Source organism: Pseudomonas sp. CAN1, assembly GCF_030462585.1.
In the GTDB taxonomy this organism is placed as follows: Bacteria; Pseudomonadota; Gammaproteobacteria; order Pseudomonadales; family Pseudomonadaceae; genus Pseudomonas.
Genome location: NZ_JASMRU010000013.1, coordinates 122,968 through 144,466 on the forward strand (window position 1 = coordinate 122,968; position 21,499 = coordinate 144,466).

A 21,499-nucleotide genomic window follows, 5' to 3' on the forward strand; every position below is an offset into this window, starting at 1 on the left:
GGGGCCGCTCGGCGTGCGCTGATACATCGGCGCTCGCCGGCCGGCATCGTTGGCGGGCGACTTGGCTGCGTGCTGGCTGATCAATCCGCGCCAGCGTTGCATGGGGCGTCTGACTGCTCCCTCTCCCTCCGGGAGAGGGCTGGGGTGAGGGTGCTCTTTGCCCAGCATTGGGAGCACGCCCGATGACCTCGCGCCAATGCCCTGCACTGCTGATCGCTGCCCCGGCTTCCGGCCAGGGCAAGACCACCGTGACCGCCGCCCTGGCGCGCCTGCACACGCGCCTCGGGCGCAGGGTGCGGGTGTTCAAGTGCGGCCCGGATTTTCTCGATCCGATGATCCTCGCCCGCGCCAGTAATGCGCCGGTCTACCAGCTGGACCTGTGGATGGTCGGCGAAGAAGAGAGCCGTCGCCTGCTCTGGGAAGCGGCCGGCGCGGCCGACTTGATCCTCATCGAGGGGGTGATGGGCCTGTTCGACGGCTCGCCTTCGGCGGCCGACCTGGCACGGCGCTTCGGCGTGCCGGTGATGGCGGTGATCAACGGCCAGTCCATGGCGCAGACCTTCGGCGCGATGGCCGTTGGCATGGCGACCTACCAGAGCGACCTGCCGTTCTCCGGCGTGCTCGCCAACCGCATCGGCAGCCAGCGCCACCGCGACCTGGTGCGTGACAGCCTGCCGGAGTGGATTCGCTGGTATGGCGCGCTGCCGCGCGACACCGCCGTGGAGTTGCCCAGTCGCCACCTCGGCCTGGTGCAGGCCGACGAACTGGCCGACCTCGACGCTCGCCTGGACGTCGCCGCCGATGCCCTGGCGGCCAGCGCCAGTACCGAACTGCCGCTGCCGGTGAGCTTTGCCGCGCCCGAATCGCGCCGCGAGACTTCGCGCCTGGATGGCGTGCGCATCGGCGTGGCGCGGGACAACGCCTTCGCCTTCCTCTACCAGGCCAATCTCGATTTGCTGCGCGAGCTGGGCGCCGAGCTGGTGTTCTTCTCACCGCTGCGTGATGAGTCGCTGCCGGAAGTGGACAGCCTCTACCTGCCCGGCGGCTACCCGGAGCTGCACCTGCAGGCCCTGGGCGGCAACCGCGCCATGGCCCAGGCCATCCACGCGCACCACGAGATGGGCAAGCCGATCCTCGCCGAGTGCGGCGGCATGCTCTATCTGCTCGATGCGCTGACCGACGTGGCCGGCGAGCGTGCAGAACTGCTTGGCCTGCTGCCGGGCGAGGCGCGCATGCAGAAGCGGCTGGCTGCGCTGGCGCTGCAGGCGGTGACGCTGCCCGAAGGCACACTGCGCGGCCACACCTTCCACCACTCGTTGCTGGACAGCAGCGAGGAGCCGCTCGCCCGTGGCGTCTGCCCCAACGACAAGCCGGTGGCCGAAGCGGTGTTCCGCCGCGGCCGGCTGACCGCTTCCTACATCCACTTCTACCTGCCGTCCGACCCAGACGCCGCCGCAGCCCTGCTGAGACCATGAGCGAACACGCCTACAGCTTTGCAGAGCGCGCCGCGCTCTACCGCGCCATCGCCGAGCGCCGCGACATGCGCCACTTCAGTGGCGGCGAGGTGGCGCCGGAACTGCTGGCGCGTCTGCTCGAAGCAGCGCACCAGGCGCCCAGCGTCGGCTTGATGCAGCCGTGGCGATTCATTCGCGTCACCTCGCCGGTGTTGCGTGAGTCGATCCATGGGCTGGTGGAAGAGGAGCGCGTGCGCACCGCCGAGGCACTGGGCGAGCGTTCCGACGAGTTCATGCGGCTCAAGGTCGAGGGCGTGCTCGACTGCGCCGAGGTGCTGGTGGCCGCGCTGATGGATGGCCGCGAGGCACACGTCTTCGGTCGCCGTACGTTGCCGAACATGGACCTGGCCTCGCTGTCCTGCGCCATCCAGAACCTCTGGCTGGCCTCGCGCGCCGAAGGCCTGGGCATGGGCTGGGTATCGCTGTTCGACCCTGCCGCGCTGGGCGAGCTGCTCGGCCTGCCGGTGGGAGCCGAAGCCGTGGCGGTGATCTGCCTCGGCCCGGTCAGCGAGTTCTACCCGGCGCCGATGCTGGCCCTGGAAGGCTGGCGGCAACCGCGCGCGCTCGGCGAGCTGCTGTACGAAAACCACTGGGGAGAGCAGCCATGAGCCTGGCCCTGCTGAGCGTCCTCGGTGTCGCGCTGGATGCCCTGCTGGGCGAGCCGAAACGCTGGCATCCGCTGGTGGCCTTCGGGCGCCTGGCGGATCGGCTGGAGCGGCGTTTCAACCGTTCGCGCGCCGACGCCGGCAAGGACACCCCCGGCCTCGGCTGGCGCAGCCACGGCGTCACTGCCTGGATCATCGCCGTCATCCCGTTGACCCTGATCGCGCTCCTGCTCAGCCTGCTGCCCTACGTCGGCTGGGCCGTGCAGGCGCTGGTTCTCTACGCCGCGCTGGGCCTGCGCAGCCTGGGCGAACACGCTGAACCGGTGGCGCTGGCCCTGCGCGCTGGTGACCTGAACGAAGCGCGTCTGCGCGTGGGCTACATGGTCAGCCGCGAAACCGCCGAACTGGACGAAACCGCCGTGGCTCGCGCCACCACCGAATCGGTGCTGGAGAACGGTAGCGATGCGGTCTACGCCGCGCTGTTCTGGTTCGCCATCGCCGGCGCGCCGGGCGTGGTGCTCTATCGCCTGAGCAATACCCTCGATGCCATGTGGGGCTACCGCAACGCACGCTTCGAACGCTTCGGCTGGGCCGCGGCGAAGATCGATGATGTGCTCAACTATATTCCGGCGCGGCTGGTGGCCTTCACCTACGCGTTGCTCGGCCACACCCGGCTTGCCTTGCGCTGCTGGCGCTCACAGGCGCCGAAGTGGGACAGCCCCAACGCCGGCCCGGTGATGGCCACCGGCGCGGGCGCGCTGGGTGTGTCCCTCGGTGGTTCCGCCCGCTACCACGGCGAACTCCACGAACGCCCGCAGCTGGGCGAAGGCCCGGCGCCGACCGCCACGGATATCTGGCGTGCGCTGGCCCTGGTGCGCCAGGGCGTGCTGCTGTGGCTGGCGGTCATCCTTATCCTGGGAGTGCTCTGATGCTCGAACACGGCGGCCGGTTGCGCAAAGCGGCGCAGCAGTACGGAATCCCGCTCTCCGAGTGGCTCGACCTGTCCACCGGCATTTCGCCCTGGCCCTGGGCGCTGCCCAATGTGCCGGCGGCGGCCTGGATGCGCCTGCCCGAAGACAGTGACGGCCTGGAAGCCGCCGCGCGCCGCTACTACGGCGCCGAGAAGCTGCTGCCGCTGCCCGGCAGCCAGGCGGCGATCCAGCTGCTGCCGCGCCTGCGCCGGCCGGGCAAGGTCGGTGTGATCTCGCCCTGTTATGCCGAGCACGCCGAATCCTGGCGCGCCGCCGGGCACATCCTGCGCGAAGTCAGCGACCAGGAAGTGCCTCATCACCTGGAGCGCTTCGACGTGCTGGTGGTGGTCAACCCGAACAACCCCACCGGCCGGCGCATCGAGGCCGGTGTGCTGCTGGAGTGGCACGCGCGCCTGCAGGAACGCGGCGGCTGGCTGGTGGTGGACGAAGCCTTCATGGACTGCACGCCCGAGCACAGCCTGGTGGCCAGCTGCGCCAGCCGGCCGGGGCTGATCGTGCTGCGCTCGGTGGGTAAATTCTTCGGTCTGGCCGGTGCGCGCCTGGGCTTCGCCTTCGCCGAGCCGCGGCTGCTGGAAAGCCTGGCGAAGCTGCTCGGTCCCTGGGCGGTGAACGGCCCGACGCGCTGGGTCGCGCAGACGGTGCTGGGCGAGTTCCAGGAACAGATCCAGCGCCGCCGTGACCTGCACGAAGCCAGCCGACGCCTGGCCGGGCTGCTCGGCGAGCAGGGCTTTGCTCCGCAGGGCGGCACGGCGCTGTTCCAGTGGGTGGTGTCGATGCGCGCCCACGCGCTGCGTGATCACCTGGCGCGCCAGGGCATCCTCGTGCGCCTGTTCGAGACGCCTGCCAGCCTGCGCTTCGGTCTGCCGCCGGACGAGAAGGGCTGGGAACGCCTGGAGCAGGGCCTGCGCACCTTCAACCAGATGGAGAGCCTGCGGTGAGCACGCTGATGGTGCAAGGCACCACTTCGGATGCCGGCAAGAGCACCCTGGTGACCGCGCTGTGCCGCTGGCTGATTCGCCAGGGCGTGGCGGTGGTGCCGTTCAAACCACAGAACATGGCGCTGAACAGCGCGGTGACTGCCGACGGTGGCGAAATCGGCCGCGCCCAGGCAGTGCAGGCGCAGGCCTGCCACCTGGCGCCGCACACCGACATGAATCCGGTGCTGCTCAAGCCCAACAGCGATACCGGCGCCCAGGTGATCATCCACGGCCGCGCGGTCACCAGCATGAACGCCGTGGCCTACCACGACTACAAACGCGTGGCGATGCAGGCGGTACTCGAATCCCACCAGCGCCTCAGCGCGCAATACCCGGTGGTGATGGTAGAGGGCGCGGGGTCGCCGGCGGAGATCAACCTGCGCGCCAATGACATTGCCAACATGGGCTTCGCCGAGGCGGTGGACTGCCCGGTGATCCTGATTGCCGATATCGACCGCGGCGGCGTATTTGCCCATCTGGTCGGCACCCTGGAGCTGCTCAGCGAGAGCGAGCGGGCACGGGTGAAAGGCTTCGTCATCAACCGCTTCCGCGGCGATATCGCGCTGCTGCAGAACGGCCTCGACTGGCTGGAGGAGCGCACTGGCGTGCCGGTGCTCGGCGTGCTGCCGTACCTGATGGACTTCCACCTGGAAGCCGAGGACGCCATCGACACCCGCCAGGCCGCCAAGACTGGCGAGCGCCTGCGCGTGGTGGTGCCGGTGCTGCCGCGCATCAGCAACCACACCGACTTCGACCCGCTGCGCCTGCACCCGCAGGTGGAGCTGACCTTCGTCGGTCCTGGCCAGCCGATCCCGCCGGCGGACCTGATCATCCTGTCCGGCTCCAAGAGCGTGCGGCCGGACCTGACCTTCCTCCGCGCCCAGGGCTGGGAGGAGGCGATCCGCCGGCACCTGCGCTACGGCGGCAAGCTGCTCGGTATCTGCGGCGGCTTGCAGATGCTCGGCCGCACATTGTCCGACCCGCACGGCCTGGAAGGCGCGGCGGGGGAGAGCGACGGCCTCGGCCTGCTGGACTTCCGTACCGTGCTGGAGCCGGAGAAGCAGCTGCGCAATGTCAGCGGCCAACTGGCGCTGGAAGACGCCCCGGTGAGTGGCTACGAGATTCATGCCGGCGTCACCGAAGGCCCGGCCCTGGCGAACCCGGCCGTGCACCTGAGCGACGGCCGCAGCGATGGAGCGCTGAGTGCCGACGGCCAGGTGATGGGGACCTATCTGCACGGGCTGTTCGAGTCCAGCGCTTCCAGCTCGGCGCTGCTGCGCTGGGCCGGGCTGCGCGAGGTGCAGAGCATCGATTACCACGCCTTGCGTGAGCGCGACATCGAGCGCCTGGCCGATCAGGTCGAGGCGCATCTGAATACGGAAAAACTGAGAGCACTGTGCGGACTGTAGGGCGGATAACCGTTCGCGGTTATCCGCCGTTTCTTCCTGACGGGATTTCGGCGGATAACGCCGGGGGGCGTTATGCGCCCTACGTTTGAAACCCCTTCGTGGGCGCTGGCTTTTCGTAGGAGCGAGCTTGCTCGCGAACCGCACAACGCCAGCGTATCCGGAAAGGTTTGTTCGCGAGCAAGCTCGCTCCTACAGGTGGGGAACCCATGCTTGAACTGATCCTCGGCGGCGCCCGCTCGGGCAAGAGCCGCCTGGCCGAGCGGCTGGCGCTGGAAAGCGGCCTGCCGGTCACCTACGTCGCCACGGCCCAGGCCGGCGACGGAGAGATGTCCACGCGCATCCTCCAGCACCGCGAGCGCCGCCCCGAGCACTGGGGCCTGGTGGAAGAACCGCTGGCCCTGGCCGATGCGCTGGAGCGCCTGGCAGCGCCGCAGCAGTGCGTGCTGGTGGACTGCCTGACCCTGTGGGTCACCAACCTGCTGCTTCACGAAGACGGCTGGCGCCTGCGAGGCGAGATCGACGCGCTGCTGGAAACGCTGCCGCAACTGCCCGGGCGCATCATTCTGGTCAGCAACGAAACCGGGCTGGGCGTGGTGCCGATGGGCGAGCTCAGCCGCCGATATGTCGACGAGGCCGGCTGGCTGCACCAGTCCCTGGCCGAGGTCAGCGAGCGCGTGGTGTTCACCGTCGCCGGCCTGCCCATGGTGTTGAAGGGGGAAGCGTTATGAGTCTGCAATGGTGGCTGCAAGGCACCCAGCCGATTGACCGCGTGGCGCAGGACAAGGCCGCCGCACGCCAGGACCAGTTGACCAAGCCGCGCGGCGCGCTGGGCCGGCTGGAGGAGGAAACCATCCGCCTGGCCGGCCTGCAGGGCCGCGAGCGGCCAGGCCTGGAGCACATCTGGATCGCCCTGTTCGCCGGTGATCACGGCGTGGTCGCCGAGGGCGTGTCGGCCTATCCGCAGGCGGTGACCGTCGAGATGCTGCGCAACTTCGTGCGCGGCGGCGCGGCGATCAGCGTGCTGGCCCGCGACCTCGATGCGCGCCTGGAGGTGATCGACCTGGGCACCGCCACGCCGCTGGAGCCGCTGCCGGGTGTGCTGCACGTGATGGTCGGTGCCGGTACTGCGAACTTCACCAGGGAGCCGGCGATGACCGCCGCCCAGTGCCTGATCGCCCTGGAGTCCGGCCGCGAGTCCGTGCGCCGGGCATTGCAGGGCGGCGCGGAGCTGTTCATCGGCGGTGAGATGGGCATCGGCAACACCAGCTCGGCGGCGGCGCTGGCCTGTGCGCTGCTGGACGAACCGGCGCAGGCACTGGTCGGCCCCGGCACCGGGCTGGACCCGCAGGGCGTTGCACGCAAGGTCGAGGTGATCGACCGCGCGCTGGCGCTGCACCGTGCCCATTGCGACGAGCCGTTCGAGGCGCTCTGTCGCCTTGGCGGCTTCGAGATCGCTGCGCTGGTGGGCGCCTATCTCGCCTGTGCGCAGAAGGGCATTCCGGCCTTGGTCGACGGTTTCATCTGCACCACGGCCGCGCTGTGTGCCACGCACCTGAATCCCGGTTGCCGCGACTGGCTGCTGTTCGCCCACGCCGGCGCCGAGCCGGGGCACAACCGAGTGCTGGCCGCGCTCGACGCACAGCCGCTGCTTGACCTTGGCCTGCGCCTGGGCGAAGGCAGCGGCGCGGCGCTGGCAGTGCCATTGCTGCGCCAGGCGTGCCGCTTGCACAGCGGCATGGCGACCTTCGCCGAGGCCGCGGTATCGGACCGCCCGGCATGACGCTGCGCCTGGAACTGCTGCGCCATGGCGAGACCGAGCGCGGCGGTGGCTTTCGCGGCAGCCTGGACGATGCGCTGACTGAAACCGGCTGGGCGCAGATGCGCGGCGCGCTGGGGGATGAGTGTCGCTGGTCGGCGCTGGTCAGCTCGCCCCTGCAGCGTTGTGCGGCTTTCGCCGAAGAACTGGCGGCGCGCCATGGCCTGCCACTGGGCTTCGAGCCGGGCCTCAAGGAACTGGATTTCGGCCAGTGGGAAGGCCTTTCGCCAGCTACGCTGATGGAGACCGACGCCGCTGCGCTGGAGCGCTTCTGGAACGACCCGTACGCCTTCCCGCCCCCCGGCGGCGAGGCCATGGGCGATTTCGAAATCCGCGTCTTCGCGGCGCTGGAACGCCTCTACCAGACCCATGCCGGAGCATCCGTGCTGGTCGTCACCCACGGTGGGGTGATGCGCCTGCTGGGCGCCCTGGCCAGCGGCCTGCCGGCGAAACGCCTGCTGGAAGTGGTGGTGGCCCACGGCGAATGCATGGCGCTGGACGTGACCCGCGAGGGTGACGGCTGGCGCATCCACAAGGCGCAACCCTGAGTCGAGCCCTGATGACGAACCCGCATCCGGAACGCGAGCAAGAGGCCCCCGAGCAGGCCGGGGCGGACGCGCACGTCGCTCACCTGAGTAACTGGCTGCTGCCGCTGGTGGCGCTGCAGTTCCTCACCCGCCTGCCGGTGCGCCTGGGGCATATGCCGACGCCGGAGCAGTTCGGCCGCGCCACCTTGTACTACCCGCTGGTAGGCCTGCTGATCGGCGCTGTGCTGTTCGCCATGGGCGAGTTGCTCAGCGGCGTGCATCTGCTGTTGCAGGCGGCGCTGATCCTGCTGGTGTGGGTGGCCTTCACCGGAGCCCTGCATCTGGACGGCCTGGCCGATACCGCCGACGCCTGGATCGGCGGGCTGGGCGACCGCGAGCGGACCCTGGCGATCATGAAGGACCCGCGCTGCGGCCCGGCGGCGGTGGTCGCGCTGGTGCTGTTGCTGCTGCTGAAGTTCGCGGCGATCACGGCGATTCTCGGCAATCACCAGCACTGGGGGTTGCTGCTGGCGCCGTGGCTGGGGCGCTGCGCGCTGCCGCTGCTGTTTTTCACCACCGACTATGCGCGCAAGGGCGGGCTGGGCCAGGCGCTGGCCGATCATCTGCCGCGCGGCGCCATGCCATGGATGCTGGCAGCCAACGCCGCACTTATGGTGCTGGTGGGCCTTACCGGCACGCTGGCGCTGGTGGTTGCGCTGGTGGTGTTCGTCTGGCTGCGCAGCCGCTTCATCGCCCGCCTGGGCGGCACCACCGGGGATACTGCCGGAGCGATGCTGGAGATGATCGAGTGCGCCGTCCTGGTGGCGCTGGCGCTCTGATCCGGAGGCGATGCCTGCCGGCAGACGAGGCCTGACTTTGACGCTTTTGTAGGATGGCGTGGAGCGTAGCGATACCCATCAATGCCCATGCACCGACAGCATGGGTATCGCAAGCTCCACCCATCCTACGTTCTCGATACCCTGCGCCGCCGGAGCACCGCTGTAGGAGCGAGCTTGCTCGCGAACCGCATAACCCCTGCGTGTCCGGCGAGATTGTTCGCGAGCAAGCTCGCTCCTACACAAGAGCTGCGGATGCGCCCGAGTCAATCGAAGGCGAAATGCTCCGTCTTCAGCCCCATGATCGACCGTACCGGCTTCGCCATCGCCGCCGCATGCCCCTTGGCGCGCGGCAGCAGGCGGGCGAAGTAGAAGTCGCTGGTGGCGATCTTCGCCTTGTAGAAGTCGCTCGACTCGCTGCCGCCCTGGCGCAGGCGCTTGCGCGCGGCGGCTTCCTGCAGTGCCCAGGAGTAGGCCAGCGCGGCGTAGCCGGAGAACATCAGGTAGTCGTGGCTGGCGGTGCTCACCAGGTCGCGCTGCTTGCGGGCGGTGAGGGCGATGCGCATCGTCAGCAGGTTCCACTGTGCGCAGAGCTTGAGCAGGGTGAGCGCGCGGCCGCGCATGGCGGGTTCCTGCTTGAGCAGTTCGACGGCGAACTTCGCTACCTGCCGGGTGAAGTCACGCACGGCCTTGCCCTGGGTCATCAGTAGCACCTTGCGGCCGAGCAGGTCCAGCGCCTGGATGCCGGTGGTGCCCTCGTAGAGCGTGGCGATCCGTGCGTCGCGGACGATCTGCTCCATGCCGTGTTCCTTGATGTAGCCGTGGCCGCCGAACACCTGCATGCCGAGGTTGGCGCTCTCCAGGCCCAGCTCGGTCAGGCAGCCCTTGAGGATCGGGGTGAGGAAGCCGAGCTTGTCGTCCCAGCGGTCGTACTCGGCGTTGTCGTTGGTCAGCAGGCCCTGGATCATCTTGTCGGCGTACTGCGTGGCCAGGTAGATCAGCGCGCGGCCGCCCTCGGCCACGGCCTTCTGGGTCAGCAGCATGCGGCGCACGTCGCCATGGTGCATCAGGCTGTCGGCGATCTCGCCCGGCTCCTTGGTGCCGGAGAGGGCGCGCATCGAGCGGCGCTCACGGGCATAGGCGAGCGCGCCCTGGTACGCCAGCTCCGCGGTGGCCACGCCCTGGATGGCGGTGCCGATGCGCGCGCTGTTCATGAAGGTGAACATGCACTCCAGGCCCTTGTTCGGCTCGCCGATCAGATAGCCGGTGGCGCCGTCGAAGTTCATCACGCAGGTGGCCGAGGCCTTGATGCCCATCTTCTTTTCCAGCGCGCCACAGGTGACTCCGTTGCGCGGGCCGAGGGCGCCAGCTTCGCCAGCGAGGAATTTAGGCACGATGAACAGCGAGATGCCGCGCGTGCCCTTGGGCGCATCCGGCAGGCGGGCGAGGACGATGTGGACGATGTTCTCGGTGAGGTCGTGCTCGCCGGAGGAAATGAAGATCTTCGTGCCGGTGATGGCGTAGCTGCCGTCGGCGTTGGTTTCCGCGCGGGTCTTCACCTGGCCCAGGTCGGTGCCGCACTGCGGCTCGGTCAGGCACATGGTGCCGCCCCAGCGGCCTTCGGTGAGCGGGGTGAGGTAGGTCTGTTTCTGTTCCTCGGTGCCGTGCTGCATCACAGTGTTCATCGCGCCCAGCGACAGCCCCGGGTACATGGAGAACGGCCAGTTGGCGGTGCCGAGCATTTCCTGCTTGAGCGCGCCCAGGCTCATCGGCAGGCCCTGGCCGCCGTATTCCACCGGGTGCGACAGGCCCTGCCAGCCGCCAGCGACGTAGGCGTCGTAGGCCTCCTTGAAGCCCGCGGGCGTGCGCACTTCGCCGTTCTCCAGGTGGCAGCCTTCCTCGTCGCCGCTGTGGTAGAGCGGGGCGATCACTTCCTCGCAGAGCTTCGCGCATTCGCCGAGGATGGCGTCGACCATGTCCGGCGTGGCTTCGCCGCCGTTGACCAGATTCTGGTAGTGGCTGGGGAAGTCGAAGACTTCGTTGAGCAGGAAGCGGGTGTCGCGCAGCGGAGCTTTGTAGACGGGCATCGGGGACCTCGGACCGTGATGCGCCCCGTCGAAAGCGCGGGGCTGGACGGCCGCAGTTATACGGCTGGGCCGCGGTGGTGCCCTTGGCTGAGCCAACGGCAAGCATCGGCATTTGGGACAATCGGCCAGATGGGGCAATCGATCAGAAGAGACGGTCGGTCGCGCCGGCCATTGACCGAGCGAGAGTTGCGGGTATATACACGTATCCATGCTGACCACCCAATGCCTGTGCACCAAACTGCGCCGCTCGGCCCGCGCCGTGACCCGCGTCTATGACGATGCCCTCAAGGACGTCGGGCTGACCACTGCGCAATTCTCCCTGCTGCGGCATCTGTCGCGGCTGGAGCAGCCGAGCATCTCCGATCTCGCCGAGGCCATGGGCCTGGACCGCAGCACCCTGGGGCGCAACCTCAAGCCGCTGGAGGCCGAAGGGCTGGTGAGGCTGGAGGAGGGCGATGACCTGCGCAACCGCATCGTTGCGCTGACGCCCACTGGCCTGGAGCGCATTGTCCGTGGTCGTGATGCCTGGGACGCGGCGCAGGAGGATGTGGCGGCGCACCTGGGTGATGAAAAGCGTCGCCAGCTCGAAGCCCTGCTGGATGAACTGGCCGCGCTGGAGAGCTAGCGGCGGCCCGCGTGCTATCTGGAATAACGATTAAAAGCGGGTATATACCCGTGTAGGAGCAACCGATGTCGAAGCTGTCGCGCACAGGGTTCTGGATACTGCTATCCGGCGCCCTGATCCTCGCCCTGTCCCTGGGCATCCGCCATGGCTTCGGCCTGTTCCTTGCGCCGATGAGCGCCGAATTCGGCTGGGGACGGGAGACCTTCGCCTTCGCCATCGCCCTGCAGAACCTGATCTGGGGCATCGCCCAGCCATTCACCGGAGCCATCGCCGACCGCTTCGGCGCGATGCGCACCGTGCTGGTGGGCGGCATTCTCTACGCCGTCGGCCTGGTGCTGATGGGCTACTCGGATTCGGCCTTCAGCCTGTCGATGAGCGCCGGCCTGCTGATTGGCATCGGTCTCTCCGGCACTTCGTTCTCGGTGATCCTCGGCGCGGTCGGCCGCGCGGTTCCGCTGGAGCGCCGCAGCATGGCCATGGGCATTTCGGCGGCGGCCGGCTCCTTCGGCCAGTTCGCCATGCTGCCGGGCACCCTCGGGCTGATCGGCTGGCTGGGCTGGTCCGCCGCCTTGCTGGCGCTGGGCGTGCTGGTCGCCTTCATCGTGCCGCTGGCGGCGCTGATGCGCGACAAGCCGCTGCCCATGCAGGGCCATGAACAGACCCTCGGCGAGGCGCTGCGCGAGGCGGCCGGGCATTCCGGTTTCTGGTTGCTGTCGCTGGGCTTCTTCGTCTGCGGCTTCCAGGTGGTGTTCATCGGCGTGCACCTGCCGGCCTACCTGGTGGACCGCCACCTCCCCGCCACTGTCGGCACCACGGTGCTTGCGCTGGTGGGGTTGTTCAACGTGTTCGGCACCTACTTCGCCGGCTGGCTCGGCGGGCGGATGAGCAAGCCTAGGCTGCTGACCGGCCTCTACCTGCTGCGCGCGGTGGTGATCGTCGCCTTCATCTGGGCGCCGCTGAGCATCTGGACGGCCTACGCCTTCGGCATTGCCATGGGCCTGCTGTGGCTGTCCACCGTGCCGCTCACCAACGGTACGGTCGCCACCCTGTTCGGCGTGCGCAACCTGTCGATGCTCGGCGGCATCACCTTCCTGTTCCACCAGATCGGCGCCTTCCTCGGCGGCTGGCTGGGCGGCTATGTGTATGACCACACCGGCAACTACGACCTGGTCTGGCAGCTCGCGATCCTTCTCAGCCTGCTCGCCGGCCTGCTCAACTGGCCGGTGCGCGAGCGCCCTGTCGAGCGCGCCGCGATGGGGGCAGCGTGAAGCGTCCGCTGGTCATCGCGCTGGTGCTGGGCCTGTGTCTGGCGCTGGCCGGCCTCGCCTGGTGGGGCTGGCAGCGCGGCGGCCTGGCGCTGATGCAACTGGGTATGGGCAGTTGCTGATGCCCCGCGGGCGGGGTAGGTTGGCCTGATCACCAGAGGATTCCCACGATGCGCCCACGCCTTTCCCTGCTCGCCCTGACCCTGCTGCTGCCGCTGGCTGCGCAGGCCGCCGATTGCCCGGCGCTGCTCAAGACCCAGGGCGAACTGCCCAAGCTGCGCTCCAAGGACGTTCTCGATCTTTGCGAGCTGTATGCCGGCAAGCCGCTGGTGGTGGTGAACACCGCCAGCCATTGTGGCTTCACCCCGCAGTTCAAGGGGCTCGAGGCGATCTACCAGCAGTACAAGGGACAGGGCCTGGAAGTGCTCGGTGTGCCCTCCGACGACTTCAAGCAGGAAGACGCCGACGCCGCCGAGACCGCGAAGATCTGCTACGGCAACTACGGCGTGACCTTCAACATGACCTCGGTGCAGCACGTGCGCGGCGACGAAGCGATCCCGCTGTTCAAGGACCTCGCCACCCAGGCCGACCAGGCGCCGCGCTGGAACTTCTTCAAGTACGTGGTGGATCGCCAGGGCAAGGTGGTGGCCGAGTTCTCCAGCCTGACCAAGCCGGATGACCCCGAGCTGAAGGCGGCCATCGAGAAGGCCATCGCCAGCCAGCCCTGATCCTCCGCTGTTCTTTCGTAGGACCGAGGGGGACGCCCAGACCTTGCTCGCGAACCGCTTCACCGCGAAGCCGCTGGTAGAACTGTTCGCGAGCAAGCTCGCTCCTACAGCTCCTTTCAAGCCCGCAGATTCGTTCGGTTTTTGTGCGCCACATCGGCCCGCGCGGAAATTTCCTGTTACACAGCATCGGTGAGAATGCGACAATTCATGCCCGGCAGCCACACCTGGTGGCCGCCGATGTCATGGATTCGATTCAGGAGATTCACTTCTATGGATGGCAAAGCCCTCTTCCTCATCGCCCTGCTTGCCCAGGCCGTCGCTGCCCCGGCGTTCGCCGCGCCCGCTACTTCCAACCAGAGCGAAGCCCCCGCGGCTGCCGCTGCGCCCGCTGCTGCCGCCGAGTCGGAAGAGGAGATGTCGCCGGAGACCTTCGTCGCCAGCCTGCATTTCCAGAAGGGCAAGGTGGTGGTCGGCGACAACCTCGCCACCTTCGAGCTGCCGGACAACTTCGTCTTCCTCGATGGCAAGGACGCCGAGCGCGTGCTGGAAGCCTGGGGCAACCCGCCCAGCTCCGAGCCGCCGCTGGGCATGCTGATGCCGGCGGGCGTCTCGCCTTTCGAAGCCGCCTCCTGGGCGGTGACCGTGCAGTACGAGGAGAGCGGCTACGTATCCGACGAGGACGCGGCGAAGATCGACTACGCCGAGATGCTCAAGGACATGCAGGACGATCTCAAGGAGGCCAACCCGCAGCGCGAGCAGCAGGGCTTCGAGTCGATCCAGCTGATCGGCTGGGCCGCGCCGCCGCACTACGATGCTGCCGAGAAGAAGCTGTACTGGGCCAAGGAGCTGCAGTTCGGCGACGCCAAGGAACACACGCTGAACTACAACATCCGCGTGCTGGGCCGCAAAGGCGTGCTGGTGCTGAACTTCGTCGCCGGCATGGAGCAGTTGCCGGAGATCGAGCAGAACGTCGGCAAGGTGCTGGCGATGACCGAGTTCAATCCGGGCAGCCGCTACGTCGACTTCAACCCGAGCATGGACAAGGTCGCCGCCTATGGCCTGGGCGCGCTGATCGCCGGCAAGGTCGCGGCCAAAGCGGGTCTGTTCGCCACCCTGCTGATCTTGCTGAAGAAGCTGTGGATCGTACCGGCCCTGGCCTTCGGCTGGATCGCCCGCCGCTTCAAGCGCAAGCCGTCGAACGAGGGCTGATGCGCCGGCCTGATTCATCAGGCGAGGATAAGCCGGGCATTGCCCGGCTTTTTTATCGGCCGCTCACCGCGGCATACGGCTCTTCGTAGGAGCGAGCTTGCTCGCGAACAGAGTCACCCGGCGATATCGGCGTTGGGCGGTTCGCGAGCAAGGACTRGGCGTCCCCCTCGCTCCTACAGGTCCTACGCCACGAGTGGTGCAGAAATGAAAAAGCCGGGCAATCGCCCGGCTCTTTCTTTGGTGCTGAAGGATCAGCCCTTCTCGCCCTGGACGGTCTTGCCGCCCACGGTGCCGTCCTTGAGCATGATCTGGTATTCCTTGCCGTCGGACTCCTGCTGATACAGGCGCACGAGGAGGAAGTCCCAATCCTTGGCGAACCAGAGGATGGTCTTGCGATTGCTCTTGGTGGGGTCGCGCACGCGCTCCACCTTGATGGCGGTGATCAGGCCGGCCTGGGTGCGGACCTTCTCCTCGCCGAGCACACGGAAGTCGTAGGTATCGGTATCGGTACCCTCGATCACCTGGTAACTCATGGCCTTCTTGCCGACGGCCACGTCATGCTGCAGCGCGAGCTGGTAGGTCGATTTGTCCAGCTGGCCCTTGTTCAGCGGCTGGCGCACCTGGTCGCCACGGTCGCTGCCCAGCACCTGCTTCTCGGCCCAGTCGAAATCGAGCTCGGTCTGCTTGTTCTTGCCCAGTCCTTCGCGGGCCCAGCGGTAGGTCAGCGGCAGGTAGGTGTCGTTCTCGACCTTGAAGGTACTGGTTTCGGTCAGGCTGGCGAGCAGCATGGACGCCTTGAAATCCAGTTCCCAGCGGCCGCCGTCGCCTTGCTTGAGGCTGCGGGAGGCGGTCCCGCTGATCGGCATCTGTTTCCAGTCGGCGGTGTAGCTGGCCTCGAACGGCTTCAGGTCGAAAGCCTGGGCCGGCAAGGTCAGTACAGCCATCAGGAACAGCAGGGCTCTACGCATCACGAATCTCCTAGGTTCGGAACGAATGGCCGGATGCGGGCAGAAGCTCCCCATCCAGCGTGGCGCCTTGTTCGCTCAGCCTCACTCGGCCTTCGGCGAACCAGCGCATGGCCAGCGGATAGATCACATGTTCCTGCACGTGAACGCGCTGCGCCAGCGTTTCCGGCGTGTCGTCAGACTCTACCGGGATTGCCGCCTGTACGACCAGAGGACCACCGTCAAGTTCCTCGGTGACGAAGTGCACACTGCAGCCGTGCGCGGCGTCGCCAGCCTCCAGCGCGCGCTGGTGGGTGTGCAGGCCCTTGTACTTGGGCAGCAGGGACGGGTGGATGTTCAGCAGGCGGCCCTGGTAGTGGCGCACGAAGTCGGCGCTGAGGATGCGCATGAAGCCGGCGAGCAGCACCAGGTCTGCATCAAAGCTGTCGATGGCCTGGATCAGCGCGGCGTCGAAGCTTTCGCGGTCAGCGTAGGACTTGTGGTCGAGGAAGCAGGTCTCGATGCCGGCCTGGCGCGCACGCTCCAGGCCGTAGGCGTCCGCGCGGTTGGAAATCACCGCGCGGATCACCGCCGGCGTGTCAGCGCCGGCGAGACTGTCGATCAGGGCTTGCAGGTTGCTGCCGGAGCCGGAAATCAGCACCACGACATTGCAAGATTTGGACATCAGTGGCCTTTCAGGTTGTTCAGGACCACGCGCTCGGCGTCGGCGGCGCAAGCATCGATGCTGCCGATGACCCACGGCTGTTCGCCGGCGTCACGCAGGGCTTGCAGGGAAGCCTCGACCTGATCCTGGGCGACGCAGATGACCATGCCCACGCCGCAGTTCAGCACGCGGTGCATCTCGGTCTCGTCGACGTTGCCTTTTTCCTGCAGCCAGTCGAACACCGCCGGGCGCTGCCAGCTGGCCACGTCGACCACGGCCTGGGCGTTGTCCGGGAGGACGCGTGGGATGTTGTCCAGCAGGCCGCCGCCGGTGATGTGGGCCATGGCCTTGACCGCGCCGGTCTGCTTGATCAGTTGCAGCAGCGGCTTCACGTAGATGCGCGTCGGCGCCATCAGCAGGTCGGCCAGGGGCTTGCCGTCCAGCTGGGTGGATTCGATGTCGGCGCCGGAGACTTCGATGATCTTGCGGATCAGCGAGTAGCCGTTGGAGTGCGGGCCGGAGGAGGGCAGGGCGATCAGGGCGTCGCCAGCGACCACTTTCGAGCCGTCGATGATCTCGGACTTCTCCACCACGCCGACGCAGAAGCCGGCCAGGTCGTAGTCTTCGCCTTCGTACATGCCCGGCATCTCGGCGGTCTCACCACCGACCAGGGAGCAACCAGCCAGCTCACAGCCGGCGCCGATGCCGGTAACCACGGTGGCAGCCACGTCGACATTGAGCTTGCCGGTGGCGTAGTAGTCGAGGAAGAACAGCGGCTCGGCGCCGCACACGACCAGGTCGTTGACGCACATGGCGACCAGGTCCTGGCCGATGCTGTCGTGCTTGTTCAGGTTCAGCGCCAGGCGCAGCTTGGTGCCGACGCCATCGGTACCGGAGACCAGTACGGGCTGCTTGTAACCGGCCGGGATTTCGCAAAGAGCGCCAAAGCCACCCAGGCCGCCCATGACTTCCGGACGCGCGGTGCGCTTGGCGACGCCTTTGATGCGTTCGACCAGGGCTTCGCCGGCGTCGATGTCCACACCGGCGTCCTTGTAGCTCAACGAGGGTTGCTTGCTGCTCATAAATCCAGGCCTATAGAAGGGATGATTCGTCTTGCCGCCGGGTGCGCCATTCGCGCTTCCCGGCCTGCGCGGGAGGCGCGGGATTTTATCAGGCTTGCCCGGCAGCGGCCATCTCGCGCTGTTGCCGCTGGCCGGACGGCTGTTTAAGGTATAGGCCTTCCTTGCCAGCTCGCTGCATGCTGGCATCTTCGTTTTTGCCGCGAGAGCCCGCCATGCGCCTGACCGCCCGCCTGTTGATCCTCTGCCTGTCGCTGTTCAGCCTGCCGTCCTTTGCTGAAACGCTGGGCAACCTGTACCAGGTGCACGAACCGGTCGCTTCCCAGCAGCCGGATGAACGCAACGCCGGCCTGACCCGCGCCCTGCAGACCCTGGTGCTGCGCCTGACCGGCAACGCCGGCGCCGCGCAGAACCCGGCCCTGGCCGGTTACTACAAGGACCCGCAACAGCTGATCAGCCAGTACGGCTACGAAAACGGCCCGCCCATGGCGCTTGTGGTCGACTTCGACCCGACCGCCACCGACAACGCCCTGCGCCAGGCCGGCCTGCCGGTCTGGGGCGCCAGCCGCCCGAGCGTGCTGGCCTGGTGGCTGAACGAAGGCGCCAACGGCAGCAGCCTGGTGGGCGACAGCCAGGAAGCCTCCGCTCCACTGAACCGCGCCGCCCAGCGCCGCGGCCTGCCGCTGCGCCTGCCGATCGCTGATCTGAGCGAACAGCAGGTCGGCACTGCCGAGAACCTCAACGCCGCCCAGCCCGACGCACTGAAATCCGCCTCTGAGCGCTACGGCGCCGACGCCCTGCTGGCAGTGGACGCCAAGGAAGCCGATGGCAAGTGGACCGCCACCTGGCGCGTGTGGATGGGCGACAGCCGCGAACAGGGCCAGGCTCAGGGCGACAACCCTGACGCGCTGGCCGATGCCGTGATGCTGGGTGTGTCGCAGCGCCTATCGCAGCGCTTCGTCGGTTCGTCCGGCGCGGCGTCGGCCCAGGTCCTGCAAATCGAGGGCGCTGACCTGGCTCGCTACGCCGAGGTTTCGCGCCTGCTGGAGCCGATGGGCGCCAAGCTGGTGGAAGTCCAGGGCGGCAACCTGCTCTACCGCGTGACCGCCAGCCCCGAACAACTGCGTGCGCAACTGGCTCTCGCCCGTCTGCAGGAAGCCCCGGCCGAGCCTGCCCAGCCGGCGGTCGATGCCAATGGCCAGCCGGTGCCCAACGCCGCCGTACCCAGGCAGAACACCCTGCGCTTCCACTGGTAATCAGTGACTCCCGACCGGCCGGGTTGCGGGCAAACGCCCGCTTCCAGGCCCCGGTGGCTCTGAGTCGCACGTGGTAGCTGCGTTATCCTTCTGATTTGGATAAACTTTCAGTCACCAAGGCCCACCCCAAGCGATTGAAGAAACGCCCGGCCCGGCATGACTCCTATGCAGCTCCCACTCAGCGTACGCCTGCGCGATGACGCAACGTTCGCCAACTACTACCCCGGTGCCAACGCCGCGGCGCTCGGCTATGTCGAGCGTCTGTGCGAGCCCGAGGCGGGGTGGACGGAAAGCCTGATCTATCTCTGGGGCGCCGAAGGCGTCGGCCGCAGCCATCTGCTGCAGGCCGCGTGCATCCGTTCCGAGCAGCTCGGCGAGCCGTCGGTCTACCTGCCGATGGCCGACCTGGTGGCCTACGGCCCGGAAATCTTCGACAACCTCGAACAGCGCGAGCTGGTGTGCCTGGACGACCTTGATGCCCTGGCCGGCAAGCGCGAGTGGGAGGAGGCGTTGTTCCACCTGTTCAACCGCCTGCGCGACTCCGGCCGCAAGCTGCTGCTGTCGGCCTCGGTATCGCCGCGCGAGCTGGGGGTGAAGCTGCCGGACCTGAAATCCCGCCTGACCCTCTCGCTGATCTTCCAGCTGCACCCGCTGACCGACGACGAGAAGCTCCGCGCCCTGCAGCTGCGCGCTTCGCGCCGTGGCCTGCACCTGACCGACGAAGTGGGGCGCTTCATCCTCACCCGCGGCGCGCGCAGCATGCAGTTCCTCTTCGACCTGCTGGACGAGCTGGACAAGGCCTCGCTGCAGGCCCAGCGCAAGCTGACCATTCCCTTCCTCAAGGAAACCATGGGCTGGTAAGCCCGGCTCGGTTCAACTCAGTTCATCGAGAAACGCCGTGATAGCGGTTGCACACGATACTGGTCGGCTTTGCAGAAGAAAATGCGGGCCGGCGATGTCCGTCACTTGTGTGTTTTCGCAACGGCTGGTGACACCCGCGCGAGCGCTGCGGTTCACCAGTCGATCACTCGACGGGATCAGGCAAAGGCATGGAGTCAGCAGTGGCTTTGTGGGGGCGCGTAGCTCGGCCAGCACTTTCAGACGCGACTGAACCAGCGTGGCTGGCATGCGCCTGATTTCGTCGGCGATCAACCCCACCAGCGCATCTGGCGCATCTCGTCCTACGCAGAACTGCCGAATCAGGCTGGGGTGGGCGAGAAATGATGGTGGCGGTAGCGGCAGCCGCTTGAGCAGGCCCAGCAGTGGGTTTGGCCGACTGGCGAAGGTCGCAGCGAAGATCACACCGCGCAGCCCGGCTGGGGAGCGTTGTGCAAGCGTTCTGGCCAACGGTCCGGAAAATGACTCGCCCAGCAGGACGAACGGAGCGCTGCCCAACTGGGGGAGTAGCGCGTCTGCCAGGCTTGAGTAGTCCTGCGCTCCCAGGCTGGGTAGTTCGAGACACTCGATGGGCAGGCTGCCCGGGAGGCGGGCCAGCAGTGGGGCGAAGAGGCGGTTGCTGCCGTTGAGGCCCGGCAGGAGCAGCAACCGCACCGATCAGCTCTCGCCAGCCAGCTTGCGGTCGTACTGGAAGCGCCAGCGCGTGTACATCAGCGCCGAGCAGAACAGCGAGACGCTGAGGATGATCTCCGCCCAGCCGAAGATGGCGTGGTTGGGATCGAAGGCATTGAGCACGCCGAGGATGAAGTACAGGTTGATCACGTAGCAGGCCCAGGCGTGGCCACGGGCGCTGCCGATCAGGATGCCCGGCGCGACCACCAGCAGCGGCAGCAGCTTGAAGCCGAGGAACACCCACGGCACCCAGCGCGCGCCACCATGGGCGTCGGCGAACAGCAGGTCCCAGATCAGGATCAGCAGGATCAGCCCGATGAAGCTGCCGAGGGCGACCGCGCGGCTGGCGGCCAGCCGGGGTTTGAGCCATTCCATGGACGGCAGCGGTTTGTTCTTGCGGGCCATTCAGCTCTCCAGTTTGCGGGCGACTTCGGCCAAGCGCTTTCCGAGCGCGCGGCACAGGGTAATTTCGTGTTCGTCGAGGCTGCGCTTGCCGTCGGCCGTGGCGAAGTGGCTGGCGCCATAGGGCGTACCGCCGCCGCGGGTTTCCAGCAGCGCCGGCTCGCTGTAGGGGATGCCGGTGATGAGCATGCCGTGGTGCAGCAGCGGCAGCATCATCGACAGCTGGGTGGTCTCCTGGCCGCCGTGCAGGCTGGCAGTGGAGGTAAACACCGCCGCCGGCTTGCCGACCAGGCCGCCGGTCAGCCACAGGCTGCTGGTGCCGTCGAGGAAGTACTTGAGCGGCGCGGCCATGTTGCCGAAGCGGGTCGGGCTGCCGAGGACGAGGCCGGAGCAGTCCTTCAGATCGTCCAGAGTGGCGTAGAGCGCGCCCTCGGCCGGGATGTCCGGGGCGACGGCTTCGCACTCGGTGGAAATCGCCGGCACCGTGCGCACGCGCGCTTCCAGCCCGCCCTGCTCGACGCCGCGGGCGATCTGCCGGGCCATCTCGGCGGTGGCGCCGTGGCGGCTGTAGTAGAGGACCAGAACGTAGGGTGCGCTCAAGGCAGGATCTCCAGCACCTTCTCCGGCGGACGGCCGATCACTGCCTTGTCGCCGACCACCAGGATCGGTCGCTCGATCAGCTTGGGGTGCTGGGCCATGGCCTGGATCAGTTGCTCATCACCCAGTGCCGGGTTGGCCAGGTCGAGTGCCTTGTATTCGTCTTCGCCGGTACGCAGCAACTGGCGCGCGCTGATACCCAGCTTGCCGAGCAGCGCCTTGAGTTCGGCGGCGCTGGGCGGGGTTTCCAGGTAGCGGATGATCTGGGGCTGGATGCCGCGCTCCTCGAGCAATTCGAGGGCGCCGCGGGATTTCGAGCAGCGCGGATTGTGGAAAAGTGAAATCTGACTCATGTGCCGGGACTCGCAAGGCCGATGAAGTGGCGGCTATTCTAACCG

At 67.5% G+C, this 21,499-nt stretch carries 24 protein-coding genes; 16 read left to right on the forward strand and 8 right to left on the reverse strand.

The annotated features are described in order from the left end of the window. Positions 1 to 182 precede the first annotated feature (182 nt). The 9 genes from QO207_RS18150 to QO207_RS18190 all read left to right on the forward strand — a co-directional run bounded on the left by QO207_RS18150 (position 183) and on the right by QO207_RS18190 (position 8,679). Positions 183 to 1,475: a cobyrinate a,c-diamide synthase gene (locus QO207_RS18150; protein WP_301533712.1), complete on the forward strand. Its 1,293-nt coding sequence runs from the start codon at positions 183 to 185 to the stop codon at positions 1,473 to 1,475. Continuing rightward, positions 1,472 to 2,122: a 5,6-dimethylbenzimidazole synthase gene (gene bluB, locus QO207_RS18155; protein WP_301533713.1), complete on the forward strand. Its 651-nt coding sequence runs from the start codon at positions 1,472 to 1,474 to the stop codon at positions 2,120 to 2,122. The genes QO207_RS18150 and bluB overlap by 4 nt, the downstream gene beginning before the upstream one ends. Next, a complete protein-coding gene (gene cbiB, locus QO207_RS18160) occupies positions 2,119 to 3,048 on the forward strand; it encodes an adenosylcobinamide-phosphate synthase CbiB (RefSeq protein WP_301533714.1) in 930 nt (309 codons plus the stop codon). The genes bluB and cbiB overlap by 4 nt, the downstream gene beginning before the upstream one ends. Continuing rightward, the gene (gene cobD / locus QO207_RS18165) at positions 3,048 to 4,049 is read left to right on the forward strand and encodes a threonine-phosphate decarboxylase CobD (protein ID WP_301533715.1); all 1,002 of its coding nucleotides are present in this window, start codon (positions 3,048 to 3,050) and stop codon (positions 4,047 to 4,049) included. The genes cbiB and cobD overlap by 1 nt, the downstream gene beginning before the upstream one ends. 8 nt (positions 4,050 to 4,057) lie before the next feature. Next, a complete protein-coding gene (locus QO207_RS18170) occupies positions 4,058 to 5,497 on the forward strand; it encodes a cobyric acid synthase (protein ID WP_301533742.1) in 1,440 nt (479 codons plus the stop codon). A gap of 206 nt (positions 5,498 to 5,703) precedes the next feature. Next, positions 5,704 to 6,225, forward strand: a complete 522-nt coding sequence (gene cobU, locus QO207_RS18175) for a bifunctional adenosylcobinamide kinase/adenosylcobinamide-phosphate guanylyltransferase (protein ID WP_301533716.1) — start codon at positions 5,704 to 5,706, stop codon at positions 6,223 to 6,225. Further along, positions 6,222 to 7,277 (forward strand): nicotinate-nucleotide--dimethylbenzimidazole phosphoribosyltransferase, encoded by a 1,056-nt coding sequence (gene cobT, locus QO207_RS18180; protein ID WP_301533717.1) that lies wholly within the window; start codon positions 6,222 to 6,224, stop codon positions 7,275 to 7,277. The genes cobU and cobT overlap by 4 nt, the downstream gene beginning before the upstream one ends. Next, entirely contained in the window at positions 7,274 to 7,861 is a 588-nt protein-coding gene (cobC, locus tag QO207_RS18185) for an alpha-ribazole phosphatase family protein (RefSeq protein ID WP_301533718.1), read from the forward strand. The genes cobT and cobC overlap by 4 nt, the downstream gene beginning before the upstream one ends. A gap of 95 nt (positions 7,862 to 7,956) precedes the next feature. After that, positions 7,957 to 8,679 carry an adenosylcobinamide-GDP ribazoletransferase gene (locus tag QO207_RS18190; RefSeq protein WP_301533743.1) on the forward strand — a complete coding sequence of 241 codons (723 nt, stop codon included), beginning with the start codon at positions 7,957 to 7,959 and terminating at the stop codon, positions 8,677 to 8,679. 263 nt (positions 8,680 to 8,942) lie between these two features. Here the strand turns inward: QO207_RS18190 and QO207_RS18195 are convergent, their stop codons facing one another. Then, positions 8,943 to 10,763 carry an acyl-CoA dehydrogenase C-terminal domain-containing protein gene (locus tag QO207_RS18195; RefSeq protein ID WP_301533719.1) on the reverse strand — a complete coding sequence of 607 codons (1,821 nt, stop codon included), beginning with the start codon at positions 10,761 to 10,763 and terminating at the stop codon, positions 8,943 to 8,945. 208 nt (positions 10,764 to 10,971) lie between these two features. Between QO207_RS18195 and QO207_RS18200 the strand changes: the two genes are divergently transcribed. From QO207_RS18200 to QO207_RS18220, 5 genes are all read left to right on the forward strand, one after another. Next, positions 10,972 to 11,388, forward strand: coding sequence for a MarR family winged helix-turn-helix transcriptional regulator (locus tag QO207_RS18200; protein WP_301533720.1), 417 nt, complete (start codon positions 10,972 to 10,974; stop codon positions 11,386 to 11,388). A gap of 74 nt (positions 11,389 to 11,462) precedes the next feature. After that, entirely contained in the window at positions 11,463 to 12,656 is a 1,194-nt protein-coding gene (locus tag QO207_RS18205) for an MFS transporter (protein ID WP_301533744.1), read from the forward strand. Continuing rightward, the gene (locus tag QO207_RS18210; RefSeq protein WP_301533745.1) at positions 12,653 to 12,775 is read left to right on the forward strand and encodes a hypothetical protein; all 123 of its coding nucleotides are present in this window, start codon (positions 12,653 to 12,655) and stop codon (positions 12,773 to 12,775) included. The genes QO207_RS18205 and QO207_RS18210 overlap by 4 nt, the downstream gene beginning before the upstream one ends. A gap of 48 nt (positions 12,776 to 12,823) precedes the next feature. Continuing rightward, positions 12,824 to 13,381, forward strand: coding sequence for a glutathione peroxidase (locus QO207_RS18215; RefSeq protein ID WP_301533721.1), 558 nt, complete (start codon positions 12,824 to 12,826; stop codon positions 13,379 to 13,381). A 270-nt stretch (positions 13,382 to 13,651) separates the two neighbouring features. Continuing rightward, the gene (locus QO207_RS18220) at positions 13,652 to 14,590 is read left to right on the forward strand and encodes a DUF2167 domain-containing protein (RefSeq protein ID WP_301533722.1); all 939 of its coding nucleotides are present in this window, start codon (positions 13,652 to 13,654) and stop codon (positions 14,588 to 14,590) included. Between the two features lie 251 nt (positions 14,591 to 14,841). On the opposite strand, the gene QO207_RS18225 is transcribed toward QO207_RS18220, so the two are convergent. From QO207_RS18225 to purM, 3 genes are read right to left on the reverse strand one after another with little or no spacing between them, the layout of a single operon-like run. After that, positions 14,842 to 15,558 (reverse strand): DUF3108 domain-containing protein, encoded by a 717-nt coding sequence (locus QO207_RS18225; protein WP_301533723.1) that lies wholly within the window; start codon positions 15,556 to 15,558, stop codon positions 14,842 to 14,844. 10 nt (positions 15,559 to 15,568) lie between these two features. Beyond that, positions 15,569 to 16,219 carry a phosphoribosylglycinamide formyltransferase gene (gene purN, locus QO207_RS18230; protein ID WP_301533724.1) on the reverse strand — a complete coding sequence of 217 codons (651 nt, stop codon included), beginning with the start codon at positions 16,217 to 16,219 and terminating at the stop codon, positions 15,569 to 15,571. After that, entirely contained in the window at positions 16,219 to 17,280 is a 1,062-nt protein-coding gene (gene purM, locus QO207_RS18235) for a phosphoribosylformylglycinamidine cyclo-ligase (protein ID WP_301533725.1), read from the reverse strand. Before purM ends, purN begins: the two co-directional genes overlap by 1 nt. 212 nt (positions 17,281 to 17,492) lie before the next feature. Here purM and QO207_RS18240 point away from each other — a divergent pair, with 212 nt between their 5' ends. Both QO207_RS18240 and hda read left to right on the forward strand, forming a co-directional pair. Further along, positions 17,493 to 18,533: a DUF2066 domain-containing protein gene (locus tag QO207_RS18240; RefSeq protein WP_301533726.1), complete on the forward strand. Its 1,041-nt coding sequence runs from the start codon at positions 17,493 to 17,495 to the stop codon at positions 18,531 to 18,533. A gap of 156 nt (positions 18,534 to 18,689) precedes the next feature. Then, positions 18,690 to 19,394, forward strand: a complete 705-nt coding sequence (hda, locus tag QO207_RS18245) for a DnaA regulatory inactivator Hda (RefSeq protein ID WP_024764559.1) — start codon at positions 18,690 to 18,692, stop codon at positions 19,392 to 19,394. 12 nt (positions 19,395 to 19,406) lie between these two features. Here the strand turns inward: hda and QO207_RS18250 are convergent, their stop codons facing one another. From QO207_RS18250 to arsC, 4 genes are read right to left on the reverse strand one after another with little or no spacing between them, the layout of a single operon-like run. Then, a complete protein-coding gene (locus QO207_RS18250) occupies positions 19,407 to 20,084 on the reverse strand; it encodes an alpha/beta fold hydrolase (protein ID WP_301533727.1) in 678 nt (225 codons plus the stop codon). 3 nt (positions 20,085 to 20,087) lie between these two features. Beyond that, on the reverse strand, positions 20,088 to 20,507 hold the full coding sequence (locus tag QO207_RS18255) for a DUF2069 domain-containing protein (RefSeq protein WP_301533728.1): 420 nt from the start codon (positions 20,505 to 20,507) through the stop codon (positions 20,088 to 20,090). Continuing rightward, a complete protein-coding gene (gene wrbA / locus QO207_RS18260) occupies positions 20,508 to 21,104 on the reverse strand; it encodes an NAD(P)H:quinone oxidoreductase (protein WP_301533729.1) in 597 nt (198 codons plus the stop codon). Continuing rightward, the gene (gene arsC, locus QO207_RS18265; RefSeq protein ID WP_301533730.1) at positions 21,101 to 21,454 is read right to left on the reverse strand and encodes an arsenate reductase (glutaredoxin); all 354 of its coding nucleotides are present in this window, start codon (positions 21,452 to 21,454) and stop codon (positions 21,101 to 21,103) included. Before arsC ends, wrbA begins: the two co-directional genes overlap by 4 nt. Positions 21,455 to 21,499 lie beyond the last annotated feature (45 nt).

Bases quoted from the DNA above. Each gene is read 5' to 3' on its own strand.
- QO207_RS18150 (WP_301533712.1), top strand. From the start codon at position 183: ATGACCTCGCGCCAATGCCCTGCACTGCTGATCGCTGCCCCGGCTTCC.
- bluB (WP_301533713.1), top strand. From the start codon at position 1,472: ATGAGCGAACACGCCTACAGCTTTGCAGAGCGCGCCGCGCTCTACCGC.
- cbiB (WP_301533714.1), top strand. From the start codon at position 2,119: ATGAGCCTGGCCCTGCTGAGCGTCCTCGGTGTCGCGCTGGATGCCCTG.
- cobD (WP_301533715.1), top strand. From the start codon at position 3,048: ATGCTCGAACACGGCGGCCGGTTGCGCAAAGCGGCGCAGCAGTACGGA.
- QO207_RS18170 (WP_301533742.1), top strand. From the start codon at position 4,058: ATGGTGCAAGGCACCACTTCGGATGCCGGCAAGAGCACCCTGGTGACC.
- cobU (WP_301533716.1), top strand. From the start codon at position 5,704: ATGCTTGAACTGATCCTCGGCGGCGCCCGCTCGGGCAAGAGCCGCCTG.
- cobT (WP_301533717.1), top strand. From the start codon at position 6,222: ATGAGTCTGCAATGGTGGCTGCAAGGCACCCAGCCGATTGACCGCGTG.
- cobC (WP_301533718.1), top strand. From the start codon at position 7,274: ATGACGCTGCGCCTGGAACTGCTGCGCCATGGCGAGACCGAGCGCGGC.
- QO207_RS18195 (WP_301533719.1), bottom strand. From the start codon at position 10,763: ATGCCCGTCTACAAAGCTCCGCTGCGCGACACCCGCTTCCTGCTCAAC.
- QO207_RS18200 (WP_301533720.1), top strand. From the start codon at position 10,972: ATGCTGACCACCCAATGCCTGTGCACCAAACTGCGCCGCTCGGCCCGC.
- QO207_RS18215 (WP_301533721.1), top strand. From the start codon at position 12,824: ATGCGCCCACGCCTTTCCCTGCTCGCCCTGACCCTGCTGCTGCCGCTG.
- QO207_RS18220 (WP_301533722.1), top strand. From the start codon at position 13,652: ATGGATGGCAAAGCCCTCTTCCTCATCGCCCTGCTTGCCCAGGCCGTC.
- QO207_RS18225 (WP_301533723.1), bottom strand. From the start codon at position 15,558: ATGCGTAGAGCCCTGCTGTTCCTGATGGCTGTACTGACCTTGCCGGCC.
- purN (WP_301533724.1), bottom strand. From the start codon at position 16,219: ATGTCCAAATCTTGCAATGTCGTGGTGCTGATTTCCGGCTCCGGCAGC.
- purM (WP_301533725.1), bottom strand. From the start codon at position 17,280: ATGAGCAGCAAGCAACCCTCGTTGAGCTACAAGGACGCCGGTGTGGAC.
- QO207_RS18240 (WP_301533726.1), top strand. From the start codon at position 17,493: ATGCGCCTGACCGCCCGCCTGTTGATCCTCTGCCTGTCGCTGTTCAGC.
- hda (WP_024764559.1), top strand. From the start codon at position 18,690: ATGACTCCTATGCAGCTCCCACTCAGCGTACGCCTGCGCGATGACGCA.
- QO207_RS18255 (WP_301533728.1), bottom strand. From the start codon at position 20,507: ATGGCCCGCAAGAACAAACCGCTGCCGTCCATGGAATGGCTCAAACCC.
- arsC (WP_301533730.1), bottom strand. From the start codon at position 21,454: ATGAGTCAGATTTCACTTTTCCACAATCCGCGCTGCTCGAAATCCCGC.